The 24,493-nt window shown below is 70.3% G+C and carries 15 protein-coding genes; 6 read left to right on the top strand and 9 right to left on the bottom strand.

Going from position 1 to position 24,493, the window contains the following annotated elements:
• Positions 1-24 precede the first annotated feature (24 nt).
• The 3 genes from ABZ319_RS04835 (at position 25) to ABZ319_RS04825 (ending at position 4,117) form a co-directional block, all read left to right on the top strand.
• A complete protein-coding gene (locus tag ABZ319_RS04835) occupies positions 25-1,677 on the top strand; it encodes a CocE/NonD family hydrolase (protein WP_354984970.1) in 1,653 nt (550 codons plus the stop codon).
• The gene (locus ABZ319_RS04830) at positions 1,674-3,041 is read left to right on the top strand and encodes a M20/M25/M40 family metallo-hydrolase (protein WP_354984969.1); all 1,368 of its coding nucleotides are present in this window, start codon (positions 1,674-1,676) and stop codon (positions 3,039-3,041) included. Before ABZ319_RS04835 ends, ABZ319_RS04830 begins: the two co-directional genes overlap by 4 nt.
• 239 nt (positions 3,042-3,280) lie before the next feature.
• Positions 3,281-4,117 carry a lysophospholipase gene (locus tag ABZ319_RS04825; protein ID WP_354984968.1) on the top strand — a complete coding sequence of 279 codons (837 nt, stop codon included), beginning with the start codon at positions 3,281-3,283 and terminating at the stop codon, positions 4,115-4,117.
• Between the two features lie 285 nt (positions 4,118-4,402).
• Here ABZ319_RS04825 and ABZ319_RS04820 read toward each other — a convergent pair whose 3' ends face one another.
• Positions 4,403-5,845: a metallopeptidase gene (locus ABZ319_RS04820; protein ID WP_354984967.1), complete on the bottom strand. Its 1,443-nt coding sequence runs from the start codon at positions 5,843-5,845 to the stop codon at positions 4,403-4,405.
• 161 nt (positions 5,846-6,006) lie between these two features.
• On the bottom strand, positions 6,007-8,010 hold the full coding sequence (locus ABZ319_RS04815; protein ID WP_354984966.1) for a protein kinase: 2,004 nt from the start codon (positions 8,008-8,010) through the stop codon (positions 6,007-6,009).
• A gap of 334 nt (positions 8,011-8,344) precedes the next feature.
• Here ABZ319_RS04815 and ABZ319_RS04810 point away from each other — a divergent pair, with 334 nt between their 5' ends.
• Positions 8,345-8,683, top strand: coding sequence for a glyoxalase superfamily protein (locus ABZ319_RS04810; RefSeq protein ID WP_354984965.1), 339 nt, complete (start codon positions 8,345-8,347; stop codon positions 8,681-8,683).
• 1,866 nt (positions 8,684-10,549) lie between these two features.
• On the opposite strand, the gene ABZ319_RS04805 is transcribed toward ABZ319_RS04810, so the two are convergent.
• The 3 genes from ABZ319_RS04805 to ABZ319_RS04795 form a co-directional block, all read right to left on the bottom strand.
• Positions 10,550-12,130, bottom strand: coding sequence for an acyltransferase domain-containing protein (locus ABZ319_RS04805; RefSeq protein ID WP_354984964.1), 1,581 nt, complete (start codon positions 12,128-12,130; stop codon positions 10,550-10,552).
• A 357-nt stretch (positions 12,131-12,487) separates the two neighbouring features.
• A complete protein-coding gene (locus tag ABZ319_RS04800) occupies positions 12,488-12,655 on the bottom strand; it encodes a type II toxin-antitoxin system VapB family antitoxin (RefSeq protein ID WP_354984963.1) in 168 nt (55 codons plus the stop codon).
• A gap of 203 nt (positions 12,656-12,858) precedes the next feature.
• Complete coding sequence (locus tag ABZ319_RS04795) at positions 12,859-13,830, bottom strand: nitronate monooxygenase family protein (RefSeq protein WP_354984962.1); 972 nt, start codon at positions 13,828-13,830, stop codon at positions 12,859-12,861.
• A 324-nt stretch (positions 13,831-14,154) separates the two neighbouring features.
• Between ABZ319_RS04795 and fadD5 the strand changes: the two genes are divergently transcribed.
• Positions 14,155-15,711 (top strand): fatty-acid--CoA ligase FadD5, encoded by a 1,557-nt coding sequence (gene fadD5, locus ABZ319_RS04790; RefSeq protein ID WP_354984961.1) that lies wholly within the window; start codon positions 14,155-14,157, stop codon positions 15,709-15,711.
• 122 nt (positions 15,712-15,833) lie between these two features.
• Here fadD5 and ABZ319_RS04785 read toward each other — a convergent pair whose 3' ends face one another.
• The 3 genes from ABZ319_RS04785 to ABZ319_RS04775 form a co-directional block, all read right to left on the bottom strand.
• Positions 15,834-17,453 carry a hypothetical protein gene (locus ABZ319_RS04785; protein WP_354984960.1) on the bottom strand — a complete coding sequence of 540 codons (1,620 nt, stop codon included), beginning with the start codon at positions 17,451-17,453 and terminating at the stop codon, positions 15,834-15,836.
• Between the two features lie 128 nt (positions 17,454-17,581).
• Positions 17,582-19,954, bottom strand: coding sequence for a lysylphosphatidylglycerol synthase transmembrane domain-containing protein (locus ABZ319_RS04780; protein ID WP_354984959.1), 2,373 nt, complete (start codon positions 19,952-19,954; stop codon positions 17,582-17,584).
• A 98-nt stretch (positions 19,955-20,052) separates the two neighbouring features.
• Positions 20,053-21,594, bottom strand: a complete 1,542-nt coding sequence (locus tag ABZ319_RS04775; protein WP_354984958.1) for a threonine/serine exporter family protein — start codon at positions 21,592-21,594, stop codon at positions 20,053-20,055.
• A 253-nt stretch (positions 21,595-21,847) separates the two neighbouring features.
• On the opposite strand from ABZ319_RS04775, the gene ABZ319_RS04770 reads away from it, so the two are divergent.
• Positions 21,848-22,768, top strand: coding sequence for a LysR family transcriptional regulator (locus ABZ319_RS04770; RefSeq protein WP_354984957.1), 921 nt, complete (start codon positions 21,848-21,850; stop codon positions 22,766-22,768).
• A 115-nt stretch (positions 22,769-22,883) separates the two neighbouring features.
• On the opposite strand, the gene ABZ319_RS04765 is transcribed toward ABZ319_RS04770, so the two are convergent.
• On the bottom strand, positions 22,884-24,467 hold the full coding sequence (locus ABZ319_RS04765) for an FAD-dependent oxidoreductase (RefSeq protein WP_354984956.1): 1,584 nt from the start codon (positions 24,465-24,467) through the stop codon (positions 22,884-22,886).
• Positions 24,468-24,493: the final 26 nt, after the last annotated feature.

The raw sequence follows: 24,493 nt of genomic DNA, 5'->3' as shown, positions 1-24,493 counted from the left end.
AACCGGCAGGGTCAGATGGTGATCATGCGGATGGTGTTGTGGCGCGCCCTGGTCGGACTGTTACTGGTGCTGGGGGCACTGGTGGCGCCCGGGCAGGCGGCGGCCGAACCCGGCTACCAGTGGCGGCAGGAGTACATCACCACCCCGGACGGGACGCGACTGCACGTGGACGTGCTGCGGCCCGCCGGCATCGCCGACGACGTGCGGACCCCGGTCATCATGACCGTGAGTCCGTACCGCGCGCACCTGGCCTACCTGACCCTGCCGCGTCCCGAGGGCGGGCCGTCGGTGGAGAACCTCCAGGTCGATACGTTCCTCGACGCCGGATACACCTATGTGATCGCGGACCTGCGCGGCTTCGGCGGCTCCAACGGCTGCCCCGACTACGGCGGCCCGGGCGAGCGGCAGGATGTGAAGACCGCGGTGGAATGGGCCGCGGGACAACCCTGGTCGACCGGCAAGGTGGGCCTGCACGGCATCTCCTACGAGGGCTGGACCGGGTTCATGGGCCTGGTGGAGAAGCCGGTGGGCCTGGCCGCGGTGGCATCCTTCGCACCGGTGGTCGACCCGTACTCCTACCTGTACATGCAGGGTCAGGCGTGGAAGTTCTCGGGCAAGCCGATCACCGAAACCGGTATCCGGCCCGGCGATCTCGCGGGCATCGAACATCTGCTGATCGCCACGACGCCCGCGCACTGGGAAGATTCGGCCGAATACCGCACCAACGCCGTCACCATCGATCCGAGCTGCTATCAGGGCTACCTCGACGGCATCATGAACCACGACGGCGCCACCGAGTTCTGGCGCGATCGCGACATGGTGGAACGCCTGCGGGGCAACACCATTCCGCTGTTCCTCGGACAGGGATTCCTGGACTACAACACCCGGGCCGATCGCGTCTTCGAGGTGTGGAACGCGCTCGGGCCCGGTGAGCACAAGGCCTGGTTCGGGCAGTGGGGACATCGGGACTGCGCCGCCAAATGCGGGCGCTCCACCTTCAACGAAGAACTGCTCGCCTTCTTCGACAAACACGTGGCGGGCAAGGACGTGACGGTCCCCGGACCGCGAATCACGGTGGGGCAGTTCGACGGCGGCTGGCGGTCGGAAACCGCGTGGCCCCCGGCGGACAACCGATCGGTGACCGTGGATCTGAAGACCGGCAGCTACCTCGACCGCGGCTTCGTGACCGGGCCCGATCGCGAGATCTGGACCGTCACCCAGCCGCTGGCGCGGGACGAGCACCTGGCGGGCGCGGCCTCGGCGACGGTGAGCCTCGACGGGCCGAGCGGAGCCACGGTCGCGCTGGAGCTGTACGACATCGACCCCGCCGGGCGGGCCACCGTCATCACCCGCGGCATCGCGCCGGTCACCCCGACCGCGCAGGTGCGCATGCTCGCCCAGGACTGGCCGCTGGCGGCCGGGCACCGGATCGGGGTGCGGATCACCGACGTGGTGGACGACATGTGGACCCACACGCCGACCCTGTCCCGGGTGACGGTCACCGCCGCGCAACTGCGGCTGCCGCTGCTGGGCACGGCGCGCGCGGCGGATCTGCCGGGCACCATGGCGGAGGGCATTCCCAAGTGGCGCGCGGAGAAGGCGGTCACACTGGCACCGGACCTCATCGCGAATACTCAGGTGACCGCCGACTTCCCGCCCAGGACAGGTGACAGATGACCCGGACCGCTCCCGCCGCCACCACCGTGGACGACGCCACCGCCGAACGCCTGGCCGTCGCGCTGCGCTGCGTGACGGTCTCGCGCGAGGACGACTCCGCGACCGACCACACCCAGTTCGACCGGCTCGCGGCTCATCTCGAGGAGTCGTTCCCGCTGGTGCACGCGCGGCTCGAGTGCGAACTGTTCGGCCACAGCAGGCTCTATCGCTGGCCGGGCAGCGCGGACACCGATCGCACGTCGGCGATTCTGCTGGCGCACATGGACGTCGTGCCCGTCGACGATCCGGATCGATGGACGCATCCGCCGTTCTCCGGAACCGTGGACGCCGAATTCATCTGGGGGCGCGGGGCGATCGACGACAAGAGCCGGGTGCTCGCGATCCTGGAGGCGGTGGAAGCCGCCCTCGCCGCGGGCGTACAGCCCAGGGACACCGTGTATCTGGCGTTCGGGCACGACGAGGAGGTCTTCGGCGATCAGGGCGCGGTGCGGATGGCGGCGCGGCTGCGCGAGGCCGGGGTGCACGCGGAGCTGCTGCTGGACGAGGGCGGGGTGATCACCACCGGGGTCGCCGACGGGGTGGACACCCCGGTCGCCACGATCATGGTGGGCGAGAAGGGATATGCCACCGTGCGGCTCTCGATCGCCGCGACCGGCGGGCACTCCTCGATGCCCGGCCGCCAGACAGCGGTCGGGCAGCTGGCCCGGGCGGTGGCGCGGGTGCAGGACCATCCGTTCCCGCTGCGCCTCACCCCGGTCACCCTCGACATGCTCACGCGGCTGCGCGATGTCATGAAGGAGCCGCGCCGCAGCCTGCTCTCGATCGCCCGGTTCGTCGCGCCCGCGGTGACCCGCATCATGGCGGCCCGTCCGCAGTCGGAAGCGCTGGTGCGCACCACGACCGCCCCGACCGTCATCCGCGGCGGCGTCAAACCCAATGTGCTGCCGCAGAAGGCCGAAGCCTTCGTGAATTTCCGCATCCTGCCCGGTGATTCGGTGGCCGACGTACTGGCGCACTGCCGCAAGGTGATTCGGGACCCGGAGATCACCGTAGAACTGGCGGGCGCGTCCTCCGAGCCTTCGGCCACCCCCTCCGCCGGCCCGGTCTTCGACCTGGTCGCCGCCGTCGCCGAAGCGACCGTGCCCGGCATCGCCGTCACCGTGGGCCTGGTCCCGGGTGCGACCGACTCCCGGCACTACGACGACCTGGCCGGAACCCGCTGCAACTTCGCGCCCATCATCCTCACCGGCGCGGACCTGGAACGCATCCACGGCAGCGACGAACGCATCTCCCGCGCGAACTACGCCCGCCTGATCACCTTCAACCGGCTCCTGATCGACCGGCTCGCCGCGCCCCGGGACTGACCCGGCTGCCGATCGACCGGCCGGCCTCCCCCCGGACCGGCACTGGCGGGTGTCGCACCGGAAACCGGATCTCCGGCCCGTCGGCGCTGACCACTCGGGCGGGGTTCGGCGAGTGCGGGCGGTTGGGCGGTGGTTCGGGGGGCGGTGCGCGAGAATGGCTCGGCCGGGCTCGACAAATCGGGCGAACCGCGCCGATGGGCGGGCCGGCGGCGGCGACCACCGAACCGAGAGGGACGAGGATGACCCGGAACGAGACCGGCGAGCTGCAGGGCGCGGGCGGGCGCGTGTACTGGCAGGCGTGGCTGCCCGAGGGCGAGCCGCGCGCGGTGGCGGTGATCGTGCACGGCTACGCCGAGCACTCCGGGCGGTACGCCCACGTCGCGGCGCGCCTGAACGAGGCCGGGTTCGCGGTCTACGCGCTCGACCACATCGGGCACGGGCGCTCGGCCGGCGGCAAGGCGAACGTCGAATCGCTCGACGGGGCCGCGGACAACGTCGGGGCGCTGCTGCGGCTGGCCACCGACAAACATCCGGGGCTGCCGCGCTTCGTCATCGGACACAGCATGGGCGGGCTCACCGTGGCCTACTGGGCCACCCGCGCGCCCGTCGAGGTGAACGGCATCGTGCTGTCCGCGCCCGCGATCGTGGTGGACGCGGGCAACGCCGTGCAGAAGCTGCTGGCCCCCGTGATCTCCAAGCTGGCCCCGAATCTGCCGGTGGTGAAGCTGGATTCGTCGCTGGTGAGCCGCGACCCGGAGGTGGTGCGCGCCTACGACACCGATCCGCTGGTCTTCCACGGCAGCGTGCCCGCGCGGACCGCGACCGAGATGCTCAAGGCCGGGGAATTCGTGCAGGCGCACCTGGACCGGCTGACCGTGCCGGTGCTGCTCCAGCAGGGGCTGGCCGACGGGCTGGTCTCCCCAGTCGGCGCGGATCTGGTCGAGCGGGGTGCGGCCTCGGCGGACAAGACGGTGCTGCGCTACGACGGGCTGTACCACGAGATCTTCAACGAGCCGGAGCAGGACAAGGTGCTCACCGATACCGTGCAGTGGCTCGAGGCGCACCTGCCCGCCTGAGGTTTCTACCCTGTGCGGCAACGCTGTTCGGGTGCTCGACGCACCCGGACGGCACCCGCCGGGCCGGACACCCGGCGGCGGTGACTCGAGTGTGCGGCGCCATCCGAACGCTCGGGCAGCCGACCGCGCCGGCCGGTGGCCTCGCGCAGCCGGGCGCGGGCCGGACCCGCGAGTTCGCGGAGGGCGGGTTCGAGGTTGCCGTAGGAGTCACCGCTGTTCGTCGTGCGGCAGCCTCGTGTGCGTGATCCGTTGACATATCGATACTTTCGGTACGCGTCGCGCGACCTACCCGTACGTGCTGAGGCAGGCCGCATCGCCGTCCAGGACGCCGGTGCGGAACGCCTCCAGCCGGACGAATCCGCTCGCCACCACCGAACCGTTCACGTCCGCGGCGGCCAGCCCGTCGGCCAGCAGGCCGGAGACCGCCTCGTCGAGATCGTCCGCGGACAGCCGCAGGTCGTTGCCGGGCTGACTCAGACTGGTGGTGAAGGCCCCCGACAGGCATGCCGCGCGCAGTCCCGCGGTCTCCGCGCCGGTGAGGTCCAGCTTGCGATCCTGTTGCACCGCAAGGGTGTACCGCGAGATGAAGACCACGAAGGCGCTGTAGTCGCCCACGACCGTCGAGGCCAGCAGTCCGCCGTCGTCCCGATCGCGGGCGCGCTTGGCCAGCTCCGGAACGTCCGCGCCGATGGTGTTGGTGGACGGGCAGAACGACACCGGTTCGGTCGCGGTGATATTCGAGCAGCGCCCGCTCACCCCCGCGTAGTCGTACACCGGGGCCTTGCCGAGCGGGAACACCCGGGCCAGCGACTGCGTCAGCAGATCCAGCGAGGCCCGGTTCACCGGCAACTGGGTCTCCTGTTCGCCGGGCAGGAAGCTGGTGGGCAGGGTGCCGCGCCGCTGCGCCAATTCCTCGCGGGAGATGCGTTTACACGCGTCCGCGCCTTCGGTGTAGCCGATCTGCACGGCCGTGACGCGTTCGAAGGCGGTGCCGTGTTCGTCACCCGCGCCACCGGGTTCCTGATCGCGCACCGCGATGGTCGCGCCGAGCACGTTGTTCAGCCCGTCGGTGGTGTTGATGGTGAAGTGGCGCGAATCGCCCTCCGCCACATGCCGAATGAACACGCCGGCGAAACAGTCGGCCTGCTGTTCGCGCACCACCGTCGGGGTGAGCACGCCGTTGAGGCGGGCCTGGTCCTGCAGCGAATGCCCGTACTCGTGCGCGATCACCATCACCACGGACATGGGGCCGAACTTGCGGATCAGTTCCGGGAGCAGGACGCCGCGATCCCAGCCGATGGATTGATCGACCCCGCAGTAGGCGGCGTTGATCTGCTGAAAAGTGCTGTCGCGGCAGAAGGTCGGCGATTGCGCGCGGGCGGCGGTGGCATCCCAGGACAGGAACTTGCCGACGGGAGTGAATGCCCCGGGCAGGGTCCTGGCGTACTCGCGCTCCCAGTACTCCCGCAGATCCGACAGGGCGTTGAGGACGAGTTGATCGACCGGGCCGCCGTCGCCGTTCGCGGCGGTCAGGGTCGCGTCCTGGACGCCGGAGCGCGGGCCGCTGGGTCCGGTGGCCGAGGCGGCGCCGTCCAGCTCGAAGGGATTGTCCACGCGATCCGAAACCCGTTGTGTGCCTGGAACTCGCACCGACTCGCAGCCGGTGAGCGCCAGCCCCGCCAGCAGCAGGACCGCGGCCAGGGCCGCCCGGCAACGCGATACGCGCATCTCGCCTCCCGAGGAAAGCCCCGGACCGTATGGTCCGAATCTCGAGACGGCGGGGTTCGGCCGCCTCCCCGATTACGAGTATCCGCCCCCGGAGTCACTCGAATGCGCGATCTCGCAATACTCGAGAGCGAAGTCTCATCGTGCGAGGGCGGGTTTCGTTCTCAGAGACGCAGTTTCGCGATGACCGCGCGGTGGTCGGTCTCGGGAATGCTCACCGAATGCACCTCGGTCGCATGGCCGTCCGCGACCAGTACCCGGTCGATGCCGATGAGCGGGAAACGACCCCACGCCTGATTGTCCGGCCAGGTCGGCATCGCGCCGACGCCGACCAGTTCGGCGGCATCGGCATACCTGCCGCGCAACAGATCCCGGAACGCGGTGTGATCGTAGGTGGCGTTGAAGTCACCGCCGACGATGACCTTGCCCGGCTGCTGATCGAGGACGTCGCGCAGTTCGCGCATCTCGGCCTGCCAGGCGGGGTAGTTCAGATTCGGCGGGACCGGGTGGAACTGGAACACGGTGATCGGCCCGCGCTCCGGATGCAGCATGGTGGCGCGAATGCTGTGGAGGGAGAACCGCGGAAGCCTGCTCGCGTCCTGCAGCGGGTACCTGCTGTAGACGCCCGAACCCTGGCCGCCGGCGGCCGGTTCCACGTAGTAGTAGGGCAGTTCGGTTTCCAGGCCCGCCGCTTGGAGGCGGGCCAGGGCCTCGGGGGTGAGTTCGGCGAGGGTCAGAACCTCGACGCCGTTCTCGCGTACCTCGCGCACGATGGCGTCCGCGTCGGCGTGCCCGAACAGGATGTTCGACTGCATCACCGTGACGTCGATACCCGGTGGCGCGGTGCCGTCGGGCACCAGCATCGGGAACTGCGTCCAGAGCGCGGCGGCGACTGCGGCCGCAGCTCCCGCCGCGGTGCGCCATTGCCGCGCCGCCAGAAACAGCGCCACCGCCACGACGGAGCCGAGCATGAAGAAGGAGGCGAACGAGGCGGCCAGCACAACGTATTCGGAACGCCACGAGGTGTAGTGCAGGACGATGCCGGTCACGCCGATGACGAGGGCGAGCCAGCCCAGCACCAGGGCCGTCCGGGCGAGAATGCCGCGGCGACGGGACGGGTTCGCGGGCGGCGCGGACGGGGGTTCGGCCGGGGCGCTCACGTCGGCACGCTCGGTCGGCGCGTCGGCGGGCCAGCGGCTGCCTCCGCCCGAGAAGACGTGCGCGGCAACCAGTTCCGCGCCCACCCTGGGCAGAACGGTGGTCGTCATCGCGGCGTTGTCCGCGTCGGCGGCCGGCCGGGGCGTGGCGTCCGGAACACCGGCGATCGGCAGTCCGGCCAGGGCCTGCTGGGCCGCGGCGGCCAGCTCGCCGCACGAGGCGAAGCGGTGCTCCGGGTCCTTGGCGAGGGCGGTGGTCACGACGGTGTCGAAGCCGCCGGGAAGCTCGGACCGGCTGGAAGTGGGTTGCGGGACAGGCAGATTCAAGTGCCCGTGCAGCAGTTGGCCCGGACTCTCGCCCGCGTAGGGCGGGTTGCCGGTGAGCAGGTGGTAGAGGGTGCCGCCGAGCGCGTAGACATCGGTGCGGGCGGAAACGGCGGTGCGGGCCTCGAATTGCTCCGGGGCGGCGTAGCGCAGGCTGGCGTAGAGCTGGCCGGTGCGGGTGGCCTCGCCGACATGGTCGAGCACCTTGGCGATGCCGAAGTCGGCGAGGAAGACCTCCGCGCCCGTGCCCGAGGCGAGCAAAATGTTGGCGGGCTTCACATCACGATGCAGGACGCCGGAGGCGTGGGCGCGGTCCAGGGCTTTGGCGACCTCGGTGACGATGCGCACCGCGCGCGCGGGCGGCACCGGGCCCCCGGACAACACGGCGGACAGATCGGTGCCGTCCACGTACTGCATGGCCATCCACAGTTGCCCGGCCTCCTCGCCGCGCGCGAAGACGGCCACGATGTTCGGGTGCGACAACCGCGCCACGGTGTCGGCCTCGCGCAGGAAACGCGAACGCACATCGGCGTCGTCGGACACGGCGGGACCCAGCACCTTGAGCGCGATCATGCGCGGCAGGTCCCGGTCGTGCGCGAGGTAGACCTCCCCCATCCCGCCCGCCCCGATCAACCGCTCGATTCGATACCCGGCGAATACCTGACCCTGCGCCAGCACCCGTCCCACCGCAACACCTCCACCTGATCGCCGCCCCACCCTACTGCACAGCCCGGGCACTGACCTGCGCGTGAAGTACTGCGGCCGAGGTGCGCGACCCACCTCGCGGTGTCCGATCGCCGCATTACCCCCGCCCGCGTTCTGCTGCCGCGGGCGGATCGACCGCTGCGCCGCCGGTGCCGTTGGTCAACGGCCGATCGGCCGAGTACCCGGGCTTACTCCCTCGAATCGGGCGTCGACGCGGCACCCATTCCTCGATCAGCGTGCGGCGGTGGCGCTGTGGCACCACGGGCGCAGGTCCGCGCATGCCGGAACAGCGCCCGCGCGTGCGAGGATTCTCCCCATGCACGAGGAGGCAATTCCGGTTCTGCGCGTGGCCGACGCTTCGGCAGCGGTGCGCTGGTACGAACGTCTGGGCTTCACCTTCCGGTGGGAGCACCGCTTCGAACCCGCGTTCCCCGCCTTCGTAGAGGTCGCCCGCGGCCCGGTCAAACTCTTCCTCTCCGAACACGAGGGCGACGCCCGCCCGAACACCCTGGTCTACCTCCGCGTCCGCGACATCGACACGGTGGCAACGGAGTTCGGCGTGCCGGTCGAAACCGCGCCCTGGGCGCGCGAGGTGGAGCTGACCGACCCCGACGGCAACCGCCTGCGGATCGGCACACCGTTCGAACAGGAGTGACGGCCGGGCGGTGATGCAGCGCCAGCCGACCTCCCACGGCACCGATCTCGGCAATTCCGCTGCCCGCAACGGCTATCCGATAATTCGAACGCTGCCGCTCCTTGGCGAGCCCTCCCACTTCGACGATCACCTGACTCCGGTTGTGCCGCTGAAAACTGGCGCACACGGTCCAGCCGGGCGCGTGGGCCAGGTTCGCCGGTGCCACTCCTCGCTCGCCGATGCCGAACTACCGGCCGCCCGGACTGCCGCGCGATCTGTTCGACGTGGTGACCGGGCCCGGCACGGTGGTCAGCACACTCACCGAACTCGGCGATACCGTCGGCCATGAGTGGCTGGATCGCAGTTCGCGAACGACCTTCGTACATGGCACCACCGTTTGGATGGGCGCGCCCAGGATCGCCCGACGCTGTCGGCGCGCGGAGAGGTGGCCGGCGCAAGGAAGTCCGCGGTTGGGGTCGTGAACGAAACACCGGGTTGGTGGGGGGGAACCCGGCGGGTGTGGGGCGCGTCCTAGTTGGTGATGGAACCGGTGTGGGGAGGGTGGCGTGGCGGAGGACGGGTGGCGGGAGCGAGCGCGGCGGGCGCAGGCCGGGGCCGAGCGGGAGCAGGGGCGAGTACGGGGCGGGGGTGTGGACCCGGATTACATTCAGCGGCTGGAGTGGTTTCCGGGGTTGTCTCATGCGGAGATCTACGCGGGTGTGCGGGACATGGATCCGGGGGCCATGCGGGAGCTGGCCGACGGGTGGGTCGAGGTCGCGGACGGGTTGTCGGGGGCGGCGTTCGCGGTGGGGGCTACCACCGAGGCCGCCATTGGGGAGGGTATGGCGGGGCGGATCGCGGACGCGGCCATGCTCGCGGTTCGTGAATTCGTTTTGGACGCAATGGATGTGGTGGGGGTCGCGCACAGCACCGGGCATCGGATCACCGCGGCGGCCTACGGCGCGGAGGCCGTGCGGCGGAGCGTTCCGCCACCGCTGGAACAGGACTGGGCGGCGACCGCTCCGCACGTGGCCACGATGATCGGAGCCGAGGCCGGGGGCGCGCACGACCCGGAAGCGCGCGGGAAGGAGCTGTACCTGCAGGCGCTCGCGGCGCTGGACGCCAACTACGTGCCGACGTATCCGGCTGCGGGATCGGGGGTTCCGGCCTTCTCCGCGGTTTATGCGCCGGGCATCGGCAATGCGGGGACCGAGGGGGCCGGCAACCGGCTGCTGGGCGGCGGCGGCCCGAGCGGGCAGGTCGTGGCTGCGCAGCTCCCCCCTGCCACCGGCGCGGGAGAGCAAAGCGAGGCGACCGCACGCCGGGACACCGAAAGTGCGCTCGTCGGTGCGGAATCCGCGACCGATGGCCTGGAACCTGCCTATTCGGGAGAAGCGGCCTCGAGATCCGGTGCCGAGACCGCTGCCGAAAGCGCAGCCGGACAGCAGGTCCACGAGCAGAGCCGCCCTGTGTTCGCATCCACCGGGGAGGGCAGCGCTGAGCGCTCGGAACGCCCGATTCCCGGCCGCGCCGCGAATCCATCCGTCCCCGCCGAGGCGAATCCGTCTATTCCCGGGCCGAATCCATCCGCACCCGGCTCGCCCACGACGCCCGTCTCCCCCGCCGCACCCGGCCACCGGTCGACGCCCGGCCAACCGCTCGCACCGGGTGGCTCCGGCCCGGGTTCACCGCCGTCCGGCGGACCGGGCCGCAGCTACCCGCAACCGAACTCCGGCGGATTCCCTTCTGTCGCAGCACCATCGACCCACTCCGCCCCCGCGGTTCGATCCACCGCACAGCCCATGGGCTTCATGCCCGGCATGTACCCGCCCGGCGCGCGCACCGGCGCCGATGCCGACGCGGACCACAAAACCCCGGCCTGGCTGATCAGAAACCGCGAATCCGAGCTCCTCGGGTCCCCGCCGCCCTGTATGCCGCCGGTGATCGGCTCCGAAATACCGGCGGCCCGAACAGATCCCACCCGCACCGATCACACTTCGGCCGATCCACCCACCGGACGGTAAACGGGAGGTCCGGCGGCCTGCCACCCGGCGCGCAGGAATGGCGCGGCGGGTGGGCGCGCCGGATGAGGGTGTCCACGTAGCGCGGATCGCCCGCGACCGTGATCGAGCGGGGGCCCTCGATCGCCGCCACACCGACCTCGGCGCGCATCGGTTCCAGCAGGCGGGTGACCTCGCCGAGGGTGGCCTCCAGCACCGCGGCCGCACCCCGGTCCGGGATCTTCGCCAGCAGCCGCCCGCGCACGACGGCGATCCGGGCGGCGTCAGCGAGCGAGATCGCCTCGGCCACGGCGGCCGCGGCGATCTCCCCGGCCCCGTACCCGGCCACCGCGTCGGGCGGCGGACCCCAGGCCCGCAGCAGGGCGGCCAGCGCCCACTGGAACACGAACAGCGCCGGCTGGGTGTCGTCGTCGCCGGGACCGCAGCTCGCGAAACCGTTGCGCGGGGTCCACACTCGCGGCCCGCCCGCCTCGACGACGGCGTCCGCTGCCTCGGTCAGCGCCGCCGCGAACACCGGATGCCGCGCCGCCAGCGCACGCCCCATCCGCGGGTGCCCGCCGCCGCCCGCGAACAACCACAGCAGCCCGCCCGATCGCGCACCCTCGACCGGTTCGAGCACCGCGGTGGGCCCTTCCGTCGTCTCGCGGGCGACCCGGCCGGCGAGGCGGTGGAGTTGGTCGCGGGCGTCGTCGATGTCGTGGGCGAGCACCGCGGCGCGGACCGGCTCGGGGACGAGTCTGCTTACCGCGGAGGTGAATTCGCCGAGTGAGCGGTAGGCGGGCAGGCGCTCGGCCCAGTGCTCGGCCAGCTCGCGCAGGCCGTCGTGGTCGCGGGCGGAGATCGGGAGCAGGGTGGGCGGTTGCTCGCCGCGCGGGGCGGGTGCGGGCCGCGGCTCCGGGGCCAGGGCGATGTGCGTGTCGCGAACGCCGGACGCGGGGAAACCCATTCCGGCGCCCAGGATTTCGGCGTAGCGGTGGGTGCCGGTGCGCTGGGTGTCGGTGGTGCGCTGCAACACCAGCACCGTGCACAGGCCGATGTCGGTGGGTACCGCGATGCCCGAAAACTGCGGCAGCAGAGTCAGATCCACGCCGCCCGTGATCACGAAAGGGACCGACTCGTCGGCCAGCAACCGCATGGCGGTGTCCACCGCGACCAGCGGCGAGAGCCGGTCGCTCTGCACCAGCAGGCTGGGTCCGCGCAGGTCGAGGGCGCGCGAGAGCTGGTGGGCGCCGTTGGGCGCCGCGCCGCCGAAAACCGGTGCGGCGCCGAACACCACGGCCGCGTTCGAGCCGCGCGCCACCGCGCCCAGCCCGGAGTCGTCCAGGGCCTCCACGGCGACCTCGAGGGTGACGCGCTGGCGCGCGTGCATGCCCGAGGCCTCCACCTCCCCGATGCCGAACCAGTCCCGGTCGAAGGCCGCGCCCGTCGCGCGGGTGCCGACACCCACGATCGACACCCGGGGAAAGGGCGATCCGATATCGGTCGAAGCTTTCGTACTCTGCCGCACAGGAATCCCTCCCGCGTCCGGCGACGTGCGCGCCGAGGTACCTCGGGCGATTCTGCCAAGATTTCGCTCGGCCCAGCCGGGCTTTCGCGCAGGTAGATTGTGACTCAGCGCGGTCCCGGTGGGTGACACCACCCCCGCTCGCCGCGGTGTGCGGGCGCGCTGGAATCCGAACGGGCCGTGGACGGTCCGATCACACCGATCGGTTTGGTGCGCAAGTCGATTCGCGCGCCGGCCGCGCAGCCGACCGGCGCCGGGGAGCTACCCTTCGGTAGGCGGCTCCCCGGCGCGCTGTCCGGCTCAGGCGGTGGCCGCGCGCCGCTGCGGCGGTTCGAAGTCCGCGGCGGTGGCGTGCGAGGAGAAGAAGCGCAGTGCTAGGTTCACCGCGTCCTGTTCGGTGTCAACGCCCGAAATCGCCATGGCCCGGCGTACCGCGTTGTCGTCGAGATAGATTCGAGTGACTGCCATTTCGGCACCTCCAACACGTCAGTCGTGTACTCAAAGCATGACGGATCGCAGGGCGCAGGGCAGCCGAATGGGCAATAGCCATTAGCAAATCGGGCTAAGAGATCTTCGCCCGAATTATCTGGTACGCACGGACTTTCACACCGGACAAATGCGCGATGCCCCCTCGCGCGGGCGAGAGGGCATCACGGCGACGAAGTCCGGTGCTAGACGAGCATGCCGCCGAGGCGGGCCTTGATCAGATCCTCGGCCTCGGACACCATGCGGCCGATGAGCTCGGCGCAGGTCGGAATGTCGTCGATCAGGCCCTGGACCTGGCCCGCGGACCAGATGCCCGCGTCCAGATCGCCCTCTTCGAACACCTTGCGGCCGCGCGCGCCCGCGACCAGATCGCGCACATCCTCGAACTTGCCGCCGGCCTTCTCGATTTCGACGACCTTGCGGCTGATCTCGTTGTCCGCCACGCGCGCGGTGTTGTGCATGGTGCGGAAGATGAGCTGGGTCGCGCGTTCGGTATTGGCGACGATCTGCTCCTTGACCGACTGGTGGATCGCCGATTCCTGGGTGCACATGAAACGCGTTCCCATATTCACGCCGTCGGCGCCCAGCGCCAGCGCCGCGACCAGGCCGCGCGAGTCGGCGATACCGCCGGAAGCGATCACCGGGATTTCCAGCGCCTTGGTGGCGGCCGGAATCAGGATGAGGCCGGGGACGTCGTCCTCGCCCGGGTGGCCGGCGCATTCGAAGCCGTCGATGGAGACGCCGTCGACGCCGATCTTCTGCGCCTTGAGGGCGTGCCGGACGCTGGTGCACTTGTGCAGCACCTTGATCCCGGCTTCCTTGTAGTACGGCAGGAAGGGCTCGGGGTTGGAGCCCGCGGTCTCCACGATCTTGATGCCGGACTCGATGATCGCCCGCATGTACTCCTCGTACGGCGGCGGATTGATCGAGGGCAGGATGGTGACGTTCACGCCGATCGGCTTGTCGGTGAGCGCGCGCGCCTTGTCGATCTCCTTCAGGAGATCCTCGGGGGTGGGCTGGGTGAGGGCGGTGATGATGCCCAGCCCACCCGCCTCGGACACGGCGGCGGCGAGTTCGGCGCGGCCGACCCACATCATGCCGCCCTGCACGATCGGGTGTTCCACCCCGAAGGTCTCGGTGAACCGGGTACGCAGCATTGAACGCCGTCCTCTCATGCCTCTCACAACTGGCTTGATACTCGCATAGTTGCATATGCGGGACAAGCCCGATGTGAGCCGGAGTTTGCAGCGATCGAGACCGCTTCGCGGCGAACCTGGGGATAACCTGACCGGCGCGAATCGAGCACCATGATCGATTTACCAGCGCTGAGCTGCTGAATGAAGTGATGATAAATTTCCTACAGAACCTTCTCTGTAACCCTTGTCACGCCAAAAAGTTAGTTGGTATTCTCACGCTCGTTCAGCCGTCGGCGGCCCCGGAACAGCCGGTGCCGCGGTGACGGTCCGAGAGGAGTACGTGGCATGACGGTGTTCCAGCCGCTCGACCAGCCCATCCGGTCGCGCCGCAATCACTGGGTCAACCAGATCGCTACCCACGCCGTCATGCGCCCGGACCACACCGCGTTCCGGTGCAAGGGCGTGGACACGAGCTGGAAGGCGCTGCACGAACGCTCCGAGCAGTTCGCCGACGCGCTCGCCCGGCGCGGGGTCGGGTTCGGCGATCGCGTGCTGTTGCTGGCGCTCAACTACACCGAATACATCGAAGCGGTCATCGGCATCAACGCCCTGGGCGCGATCGCGGTGCCGGTGAACTTCCGGCTCACCCCGCCCGAGGTCGCGTACATCGTCGGGGACAGCGGCGCCAAGGCCATCGTCACCGACACGCTGCTGCAGCCGCTGGCCGTCGCCATGGTCGCGCAGGCCCCGGCGCTGGAAACCTGCGTGGTGATCAACGGGCAGAGCGCGGACGGCGTCATCGGCTACGCGGACTTCCTCGCCGAGGACGGCGAACCGCATGCGCCGCTGGACATTCCGGAAGACACGCCCTGCCTGATCATGTACACCTCGGGCACCACCGGCACCCCCAAGGGCGCGGTGCTCACGCACGCGAACATGAATTCCCAGGGCCTGACCTGTATCCGGGCCATGGACATCACCCCGGAGTCGGTGGGCTTCTGCACCTCCCCGCTGTTCCACATCGCCGGGCTGGGCAGTCTCACCCCGTACTTCCTGCTCGGCGGCAAGACCGTGCTGCATCCCCTGGGCGCGTTCGACGCCACCGAATGGCTCGACGCCGTGGAGGCCGAACAGGCCACCACCGCCTTCTGTGTGCCGGTGCAGTGGCAGCTCATCTGCGAGGAGCCCACGGTCCGCGAGCGCAAACTCGCGCTGCGCATGCTGTGCTGGGGCGCGGCCCCGGCCTCGGACTCGGTGCTGCGGGCCATGGCCGACTGCTTCCCGGACGCGCAGAACGTCGCGGTGTTCGGCCAGACCGAGATGTCGCCCATCACCTGCGTGCTCGAGGGCCGGGACGCGCTGCGCAAGCTCGGCTCGGTCGGCAAGCCCATCCCGACCGTGCAGGTGCGCGTGGTCGACGACGAGATGAACGACGTCGCCCCCGGCGAGATCGGCGAGATCGTCTATCGCGGCCCGACCCTGATGTCGGGGTACTGGAACCGCCCCGAGGCGACCGCGGAGTCGTTCCACGGCGGCTGGTTCCACTCCGGTGACCTGGTGCGCCAGGACGAGGAGGGCTTCGTCTACGTGGTGGACCGCAAGAAGGACATGATCATTTCCGGCGGCGAGAACATCTACTGCGCCGAGGTGGAGAACGTGCTCTTCGCGCACCCCAAGATTCACGAGGCCGCGGTCATCGGCCGCCCGCACGAGAAGTGGGGCGAGGTGCCGGTCGCGGTGGTGGCGCTGGTCGAGGGCGTGGACGAGCTCACGATCGAGGAGCTCACGCCCTTCCTCAACGAATCGCTGGCTCGCTACAAGCACCCGAAGGACCTGGTCATCGTGAGCGAACTGCCGCGCAACGCCAGCGGCAAGGTGCTCAAGGTCGAACTGCGCAAGTAGCGCGCCCGGACCCCGGCCCGCCGCACCCACCGGTCACGGCGCGCGGGCCGGATACGAAGAGACCGCCGGTCCGAGCCGAAAGGCTCTGTCCGGCGGTCTTTTTCGTGGCTCCTGCGGTGCGGTTACGGCAGCGGCACGCCCAGCAGCTCCCGGACCGGCTGCCCGAACAACTCGACGGGCTGGTCGAGCAGCGCCCGCACCGGCTCCTCGATCAGCGTGCGCACGGGTTCCTCGACGAGCGTGCGCACCTGCTGCTCGACCGCGGCCGGTGCGACCGCCGCGAGTGCGGGCGCGACCGCGGCGGCGACCTCGGTCGGCACGGCCGCGGCGAGCTCGGCGGGGACCGCGGCGGCCAGCTCGGGCGCGATGCCGGCGCTCACCAGCCGGTCCCGCTCGGCCTCGGCCAGCGGGTTCGGCGCGGAAAGCTGCTGCGCCACAGCGACATCCGCCGCGATGGGCTTGCGCGCCACATCGCCCTGCAACCGCAGGGTTTCGTAGGCGTTGACACCGGCGATGATGCCGACCGGCACGCCGATCGCCAGACTGCCGATCGTGGTGCCCATGGCGCCCAGCAGTGACGCGCCGGTCAGGCAGCCGCCGGCGAATCCGGTGGCGGTGCCGGCCAGCGCCGCGGAGAACGTGCCCGCCGCGCCCACGCCGATGCCACCGGCCAGGCAGCCGATGACCAGGCCGGTCATGCCGCCGATCAGACCGCCGATCGCGACCGCCAGGCCGAACTGGGTGCCCACGGCGCTGTACGCGTCGTTGATGTCCTTCTGCCGCTGCACCGGGTCCTGATTCGGCTTGATCCCGCCGGGCGGGGGCGCGGCGCCGTCCGGCGCGGCCGGATCGTCGATGTAATCCACGATCGGCACGCTCGCGGGCGCCTTGCAGACCGGGTCCGGCAGACCCGCCGCGCTCGCGTTCTCCGGCATGCGGTCCAGCTCGTCGCGCGGCACCCGCGAGACCGGCACCGTGCCGATCGGGCAGGGCACCGCGGCGTTGGGCCACAGCGCCATCGGCGAACCCAGGGTCAGGGTGTTGCCCATGACGTAGCGGCCCTGCGCGTCCAGCACCTGGAAGTTGTTGAGCAGGCGCAACTCCCGATCGCCGCCGGGGCCCGGCAGCAGCGGGTCCGCGCCGGTGCCCGGGGCCTGGATGAGGACCGAGCCGATCGGGGTGGTCAGCAGCGCCGACATGTCGGTGAGGTCGCCGGTGTACACCACGCCCTGCATGATGCCGACCGTCACCCGGGACAGGCCCTCCTGCAGTGCCAGCTCGTGCGGGGTGAGGTTGCTCTGGTTCTCCGATCGCGGGCGCGGGATCTCGCGGCCGAACGGAATGTGGTGCAGCGTGCTGCGGTCCTCGCCCAGGATCAGATTGCCCGAGTGATCGCGCAGCTGGAAGTGGTTGTTGCCGATGATGCTGACCGCGACGTCCGGGCCGTAGATGGTCGACAACCGGCGATAGGCGTTGCTGCGCAGGTAGATGTCGCCGTACAGGTTCAGGTCGTTCTCACCGCACAGCGGATCGCGCTCGGGGATCGGGGCCATCGGATCGTCGGCGTCCGGCGTCGGCGGGCAGCTCAGCAGGATCTGATCGGCGCCCGGATCATCGGTGTCGGCGGCGCTGGGAGGGGCGGGGGTGTCCACCGTGACCGGTGCGGCATAGGCGGAAACCGCGGTGACGATCGCGGTCAATCCGGCGAACACCGTGGTCAGAGCGACAGATGTGCCTCGCAATGGAACCTCGCAATCCAAATACCTGCGCACGGAAAGGGCGGAAGTACTACAGACGAGCAAGATCTGAAATGCAGGCTATCAAGGGTGGATCCAAATGCGCGGCAGCTCGGATCGGGCCGCGATTCGGGCTAGATCATGTCCTTGGCGGTGAGCCAGCGCATGATCGGCCAGCCGCAGAACACCGGCAGCCAGCAGGTGAGCACCCGGTAGAGCAGCACCGACGGCACGGCGATGGTGGCGGGCACGCCGAAGGCGGCCAGACCGCCGATCAGGGCGGCCTCCACCGCGCCGACGCCGCCGGGGGTCGGCGCGGCCGAGGCGAGCGTGCCGCCGATCATGGTGACGATGGTGACGGTCACGAAAGTCGTACTGCCGCCGAAGGCTTCGATGCTGGCCCACAGCGCCAGCGCCATGCCCAGGGTGGTGGTGGCGCAGCCGCCCACGATCATGGCCAGCCGGCCCGGGCGCCGGCCCAGATCCTTGAGCTGGACCACCACGTCGGCGACCTGCGGGCGCACCTCGTTGAGCAGCCAGCGCCGCATCTTGGGGATCAGCATGGTCGCCCCGACCAGGCCCAGCACCGCGCCCGCGACCAGGTACAGCACGGTCGCGTTGGGGACGAAGTGCGACAGGTCGGTCGATACGCCCGCCGCGACGGAGAAGAACAGCAGCAGCGCCACGTGCGTGATGACCTGAACGGTCTGCTGCAGGGCCACCGCGGCGGTGGCCCGCACCGCCCCGAGCCCGCCCTTCTGCAGGAATCGCACGCTGAGCGCGAGCCCGCCCACACCCGCCGGGGTGGTGGTGGCCGCGAAGGTGTTGGCGATCTGCATGAGCAGCAGATTGCGGAACTTCACCGCCTCGGAGGCGCACGCCCACAGGGCCATGGCCGCGCCCACGTAGGTCAGCGCCGAGACCGTCAGGCCCAGCAGCGCGAACCACCAGTTGGCCGAACGCAATTCGGAGAAGAAGCCCGGCACCGCGCTGATGTACGGATACGCCACGTAGACCAGGCCGATGAGCAACACGAGCTGAATGAACTGATTGCGGGAGAACCGCGTGATCTGTGCGGCCTGAATCTTGTCCTGGCCGGTCTGTTTCGCGACTTCGTCGCGGGTGCCCTTCATGAGCGCGCCCGGTTCGGGGACCGATTTGCGGACCAGCTCGGGGATGGCGGTTCTGGTGAGTCTGCGCGAGGCGCTCAGCACCCGCTGGGTACCCAGGGCCTCGATCGCGGTCCGCACCGAGGTCTCGGTGCCGAAGAGTCCGGAGCCGGTGAGCAGCAGCTGCGCGACGTCGGACTGGAATCTGACCTCGTACGCGCCGAACTCGGACTGCATGAAACCGCCGAACCGCACCTGTCCGTCGTCGAGGACGCGAATGTCCTCGGCTCTGAGATCACCGTGCGAGATCTGCGCCTTGTGCATGGTGTCCAGCGCCTGCCAGACCGCGGCCAGGGTCTGTTCCCCGTCGTCGGCGGTGAGCCGGTGGCCCTGGGGTTCGGTGTGCGCGTACAGCATCCAGCCGCGGTCCACCGCCGCCACCGTGAGCGGCTTGTTGCTGCCCAGTCCCAGATCGCCGAGCGCGATGCCCATGAGCGCGCGATGTTCCACGGCTCTGCGCATCGAGGCGAAGAGCGAGGGATATTCGCTGCTGCGAATGGTGAGCCACCAGCGCAACTGCCGCAGCGCGCTGCGGCTGCGCTGGTTCTGCCCGTACATCTCGATGATCAGCGGATCGGCCTCGGTCTTCGCGGCCAGCACCAGCGGCCCGCGCCCGGCCGGTCGCACCACCTGGAAGGCGGTCACCCGGAACCCGCGCTGGTCCAGCAGTCTGGCGGCCGCGTCGAGCGGAACCTCGAGTGCGGGGGTGCCCACCACCAGCACGATGACCGCGCCCACGAACCAGCCGACGGACAGCCCGAGCAGGGCGCGGGCCGGGACCACGAGGCTGACCACCAGGTGGATGGGCACGAAGGCCAGCAGCAGCGTCCACCACCAGCGCCGCCATCTGGTCGGCAGCCACGGGCTGGCCACGGTGAGCGTGGCCGCGAGCATGGCGATCCAGCGCGGATCGTCCAGGAACTGCGACAGGAAGGTGTTGACCTGTTCGGGTTCGGCCAGATGCCAACGCGGAGCCTTGAATCCGGCCCCGGTGATCGAGAACAGCAGCACCGCGATCAGGCCCGCGGACAGGAAGCCACCCAGCAGCTTCCACTGTCTGCCCCAGACCAGGCGCACCAGGATCGCGAACGGCAGCGCCAGAATGGCGATGCCGTAGAGGATGTAGACCAGGTTGGACTGCTCGGGCGTCAGGAACCCGACGATGTTCGAGACCGAACTCTCGAGGTCCTCCCACTGCGGGCGCGTGATGAGCGAGCCGGTGATGATGACCGCGACCAGCAGCGCGGACAGCACGACGCGCAGGATGTCGCTCGTCCGCCGGATCCGCGGCTGCAGCAGACTGCCGGAGACAGGAATTTCCCGTCCGTCGACTCGCATGTCCTATGGGCGCTTTCGGATCGTGGGAACGACTGCGGTCCCATGGTCGGTTCGTCTTCTCGTGTGGCAGGGGGGCTCACCGGCTACCGGCACGCTGGTTACCGTAACCCGTCGCGGTCGCTTCCCGGGACGTCCCCGGCTCCCGGCGACCGTCCGGCGTGTCTGTTTCGTCCGCTCTGTGATTTATCTTTCGTCGGCGTGGGCCGCCCGTGCGCCACGTGCTTGCCGGTGTCCGGCCCGAGCAGCTGATCGACCATGGGCGTGATGCGCGGCGGCCTCTTGTTCGCCACCCCGGAACCGACGATGACGCCCAGCGCGATCGCCAGCACCGTCAGCGTGGTGGTGACCAGGACGTGCAGCCCGTCGGCATTGGACTCGGCGACCAGCTGCGAGACCCCGGTGAGCCCGATGCCGCCGGGCACCAGCATCCAGAAGGCGGGCAGGAACGCCACCTGGGTGGGCGGGGCGTTGCGATTGCGCTGCACCAGGTATGCCGCGGGCACCGCGATCAGCCCGCCCAGGAACGAGCCCAGCAGTCCGCCGCCGATCAGCACGCCGAGCTTCTGCGCCGCGAACGCCGCGTACAGCACCATCAGCAGCCAGGGCAGCGACTTCGGCGGGGCGCTGGCCCGCCACGAATGCCCGAATCCGATCAGCAGCACCCCGAGAATCGGCGCCCACCAGCCCAATTGCCGCAGCTGCTCGGGTCCGGCCGGGCCCTGCGGGCCCAGCAGCTGCAAACCGATGAACACCCCGAAGGCCAGCAGCACCAGTTTGTTCAGGCCGTAGATGGTGCGACTGGCCCCGGCCACCATCGACCCCGACGCCAATTCGATCGAGCCGTTGGTCAGGGTCGAACCCGGCAGCAGCGAGGCGACCCCGGGCACCAGCAACTGCTGCGGGTTGCCCCCGCCCAGCGCGTGCGGAAAACCGAAGGACAGCAGGGTGACCACCGCGCCCGCGACCACCGGCAGTCCGGTGGACAGCAGCGGCATGCGCTCGGCGAGCATGATCAGCAACTGCACGACCAGGCCGATCACGATGTAGCCGAGCAGGGCGTTGGCGGTCGGATTGAGCATGAGTCCCAGGCCGACGGTCAACACCACGTTGCCCAGGAGCTGGAGCCAGACCGCGGTCGGCGGCGGCAACCGGAGAATCTCCTCCAGGTCGGCGGTGGCCTGCACCGGCGGCGGGACCGTTCGCTTGATCTTGTCGATGAGCCGGTAGAGCTTGCCGATCTGGTCCAGGCGCAGGGTGTCCACGCTGGCCTCGAGCAGATCCACCGCGGTGCCGCGCGAATCGTGCACGCGCACGAAGATTCCGGTGGGCAGCACGAAGAAGTGGACCTCCTCGGCGTCGTAGCGGCGCGCGAGGTCGTCGAGGATGACCTGTACCTGATTGGTGGTCTCGCCCGAGGCGATCAGCGCGACCCCGATGTGGCGCAACAGGTCCAGTAGATCGGCCGAGACCGGCGGTTCCTCCGGCGGCGGGGCGTCCGCGGGCACGTCCGCGGGGCCGACGCTGACCCGCCCGAGCCAGCGATCCATGGAATCGGTCGCGCGCCGCGTGATGCCGTACAACCGTCGGCCGCCGGGGCGCGGCGTCCGAGGGGGTTGGTTATCGGGGTCACGGGGGTGCACGCGCGCCTCCTTCCGGAATCGGACGGGTTGGCAAACTCTTGGCAAATTTCACCCTAGCGCGCACCGCGCGCGGATCCATCGTGGCGCGTATCCCACTGTCGCCATTCCGCCGTGCACCGGCGCTCGGGTCGTCTCTAATGAGCGATGTGCCAGTACCGTCCGGTGTGTCAGAACCGCCAATAGCATCCGGCGTTGCCCCGGCGGTCGCGGCCGGGGTATGCCTAACGGTTGCCATCTCCATAACCTGAGTGGCATGGATATCGACACGCGACTGCTGCGTTACTTCCTGGCGGTCGCGGAGACCGAGAGCCTGCCGCGCGCCGCGCAGCGTCTGCATGTCGCCCAACCGGCCCTGGCCACCCAGATCAAACAGCTCGAACAGCAGCTGGGCGTCGAACTCTTCATCCGCTCGCGCGCCGGATGGACCCTGACCGCCGCCGGAAAAGTGCTGGCGGCACAGGTTCCCGGCCTGCTCGCGGTGTGGGACCGGATCCTGCGCGACACCAAGAGCGATGCCAGCCGCGCGGCCCGCGTGCTGCGTCTGGGCTGCGTGAACAGCGCCGCCGACGCCCACATCCCCGAGATCATCCAGGTCTTCCACCGCCTGCACCCGGACTGGCAGATCGACATCCACCAGGGCGGGTGGACCGACCCCACCGCGGGACTGGACGAGGGCGACGTGGACGTGGCGCTGCTGCGCCTGCCGTTCCCCGGCCAGGACGGGTACCACGTGCGCGAGCTGTTCACCGAGCCGCGCTGGATCGCCCTGCCGACCGCCCACCCGCTGGCCGAACGCGAGGACATCGCCTTCCGCGAACTCTGGGACGAGCCGTACGTGGCCTCGCCCGCCGAAACCGGCTGGTGGCGCGACTACTGGATGGGCCTGGACGCCCGGCCCGCCGACACCGCGATCATCGGCGCCATCGCCCGCAACACCGAGGAGTGGCTGCGCGCGATCGCCGACGACTACGGCGTGAGCTTCACCCCCGCCTCCACCGCGCGCGCCAATCCCTTTCCCGGCGTGGTCTTTCGCCCCGTGCACGGCATCGCCCAGACCCGCGTCGCCCTGGTGTGGCCCGACGCCTCCGAAGCCGACCCGATCGTGCGCTACTTCATCCGCTGCTGCACCGACATCATGGGTCACCAGGCCGGCGACGGCCGCCGCACCTCCTGAGCCGCGGCACCTCCTGAGCCGCGGCGCTCCGCGCCCATTCACGGCCGTGCACCGGGCCGCCGCGAGTCCGCCCCGCGCACGGCCGAATCAGTTACGCGTGCGGCCGAATCAGCCGCTAGCCGGCCAGGACCGCCATCGCGGCATTGTGGCCGCCGATACCGCTCACCCCGCCGCCGCGGACCGCGCCCGCCCCGCACAGCAGGATGCCCGGATGCGCGGTGGCCACGCCCCAGCGCGCGGCCGAGGTATCGGAATCGCCCGTGCGGTAGGGGAATTGGAGATCGCCGTGGAAGATGTGACCGCCGGGCAGGGAGATGTCTTGCTCGAGGTCCAGGGGCGACCTGGCTTCCAGGCAGGGATCGCCGTTCGCGTCGGTGGCCAGGCAATCGCGAATGGGCTCGGCCAGAACCGCGTCCAGCTGAGCCAGGGTGGAATCCAGCAGCGCGGCCTTCACACCGTCGGGATCGGCGGCGAAAAGGCCTGCGGGGACGTGCAATCCGAAGAGCGTGAGGGTGTGCGCGCCCGCGGCGGCGAGTTCGGGGGACAGGATGCTCGGGTCGGTCAGGGTGTGGCAGTAGATCTCCGAGGGCGGGGCGGTGGGCAACCGGCCCGCCGCGGCCTCGCGGTAGGCGCGTTCGAGCTGCGAGCCCGATTCGGCGATGTGGAACGTGCCGGCGAACGCCGCGGCCGGGTCGACGGCGGCGTCGCGCAGGCGGGGCAGGCGGCGCAGCAGCATATTGACCTTGAGCTGGCAGCCTTCGGGACGTTCGGCGGGCTCGCCCAGCAGCCGGGCCAGCTCGAAGGGCGCGGCGTTCACCAGCACGTGCCCGGCCGTCACCGTTCCCTCGCGCCCGTCGGCGCGGGCGAACGCCACATCGGTGGTGCCGGAACCGGTGCCGAGGGCGGTCACCGTGCAGCCGGTGATCAGTTCGGCCCCGGCGGCGCGCGCGGCCGCCGCGAGCGCGTCGGTCAGGGCGCCCATGCCGCCGATCGGCACGTCCCAGTCGCCGGTGCCGCCGCCGATCACGTGATAGAGGAAGCAGCGGTTCTGCAGCAGGGACGGATCGTGCGCGTGGGTGAAGGTGCCGATCAGGGCGTCGGTGAGCACCACACCGCGCACGGTGTCGTCGGTGAACTCCCGTTCCACCCAATCACCCAGCGGCCGTTCGAATATCGACTCCCACAGCGCGGGATCATCGACCACGTCCCGCATTTCGGCACGGGTCGGCAGCGGTTCGGTGAGTGTCGGGAACACCCGGCGCGCCAATTCCCCGGTGCGGCCGTAGAACTCCTGCCACGCCCGGAAATCCCGGTCCGAACCGGTGACCCGGCGGAAGCTCTCGCGGGTGCCGGACTCGGAGCCGCCGTCCACCAGCAGCCCGCCCGCGCCGACCGGGGTGTAGGACGAGATCCGCCGCCGCCGCGTCCGGAACCGCAGCCCCAGATCCCGCACGATGGCATCGGGCAGCAGGCTCACCAGATACGAATAGCGGGACAGGCGCGCGTCCACGCCCGGGAAGACCCGGGACGACACCGCCGCGCCGCCGGTGTGGTCCCGGCGCTCGAGCACCGCCACCGACCGCCCGGCCCGGGCCAGGTACGCGGCGGCGACCAGGCCGTTGTGGCCGCCGCCCACCACCACGACGTCATAGCGCGCCCGGCGCGGCGCGGACGGGGGGCTCGGGTCGCCGGTACTCATGGCTCGACTGTAGAACGCCGGGCCGC

Origin of the sequence: Nocardia sp. NPDC005978, from assembly GCF_040614455.1 — a bacterium.
GTDB lineage: Bacteria > Actinomycetota > Actinomycetes > Mycobacteriales > Mycobacteriaceae > Nocardia.
Note: the sequence above shows the minus strand (reverse complement) of the source record. Positions and strands in the feature narration are given on the sequence as shown.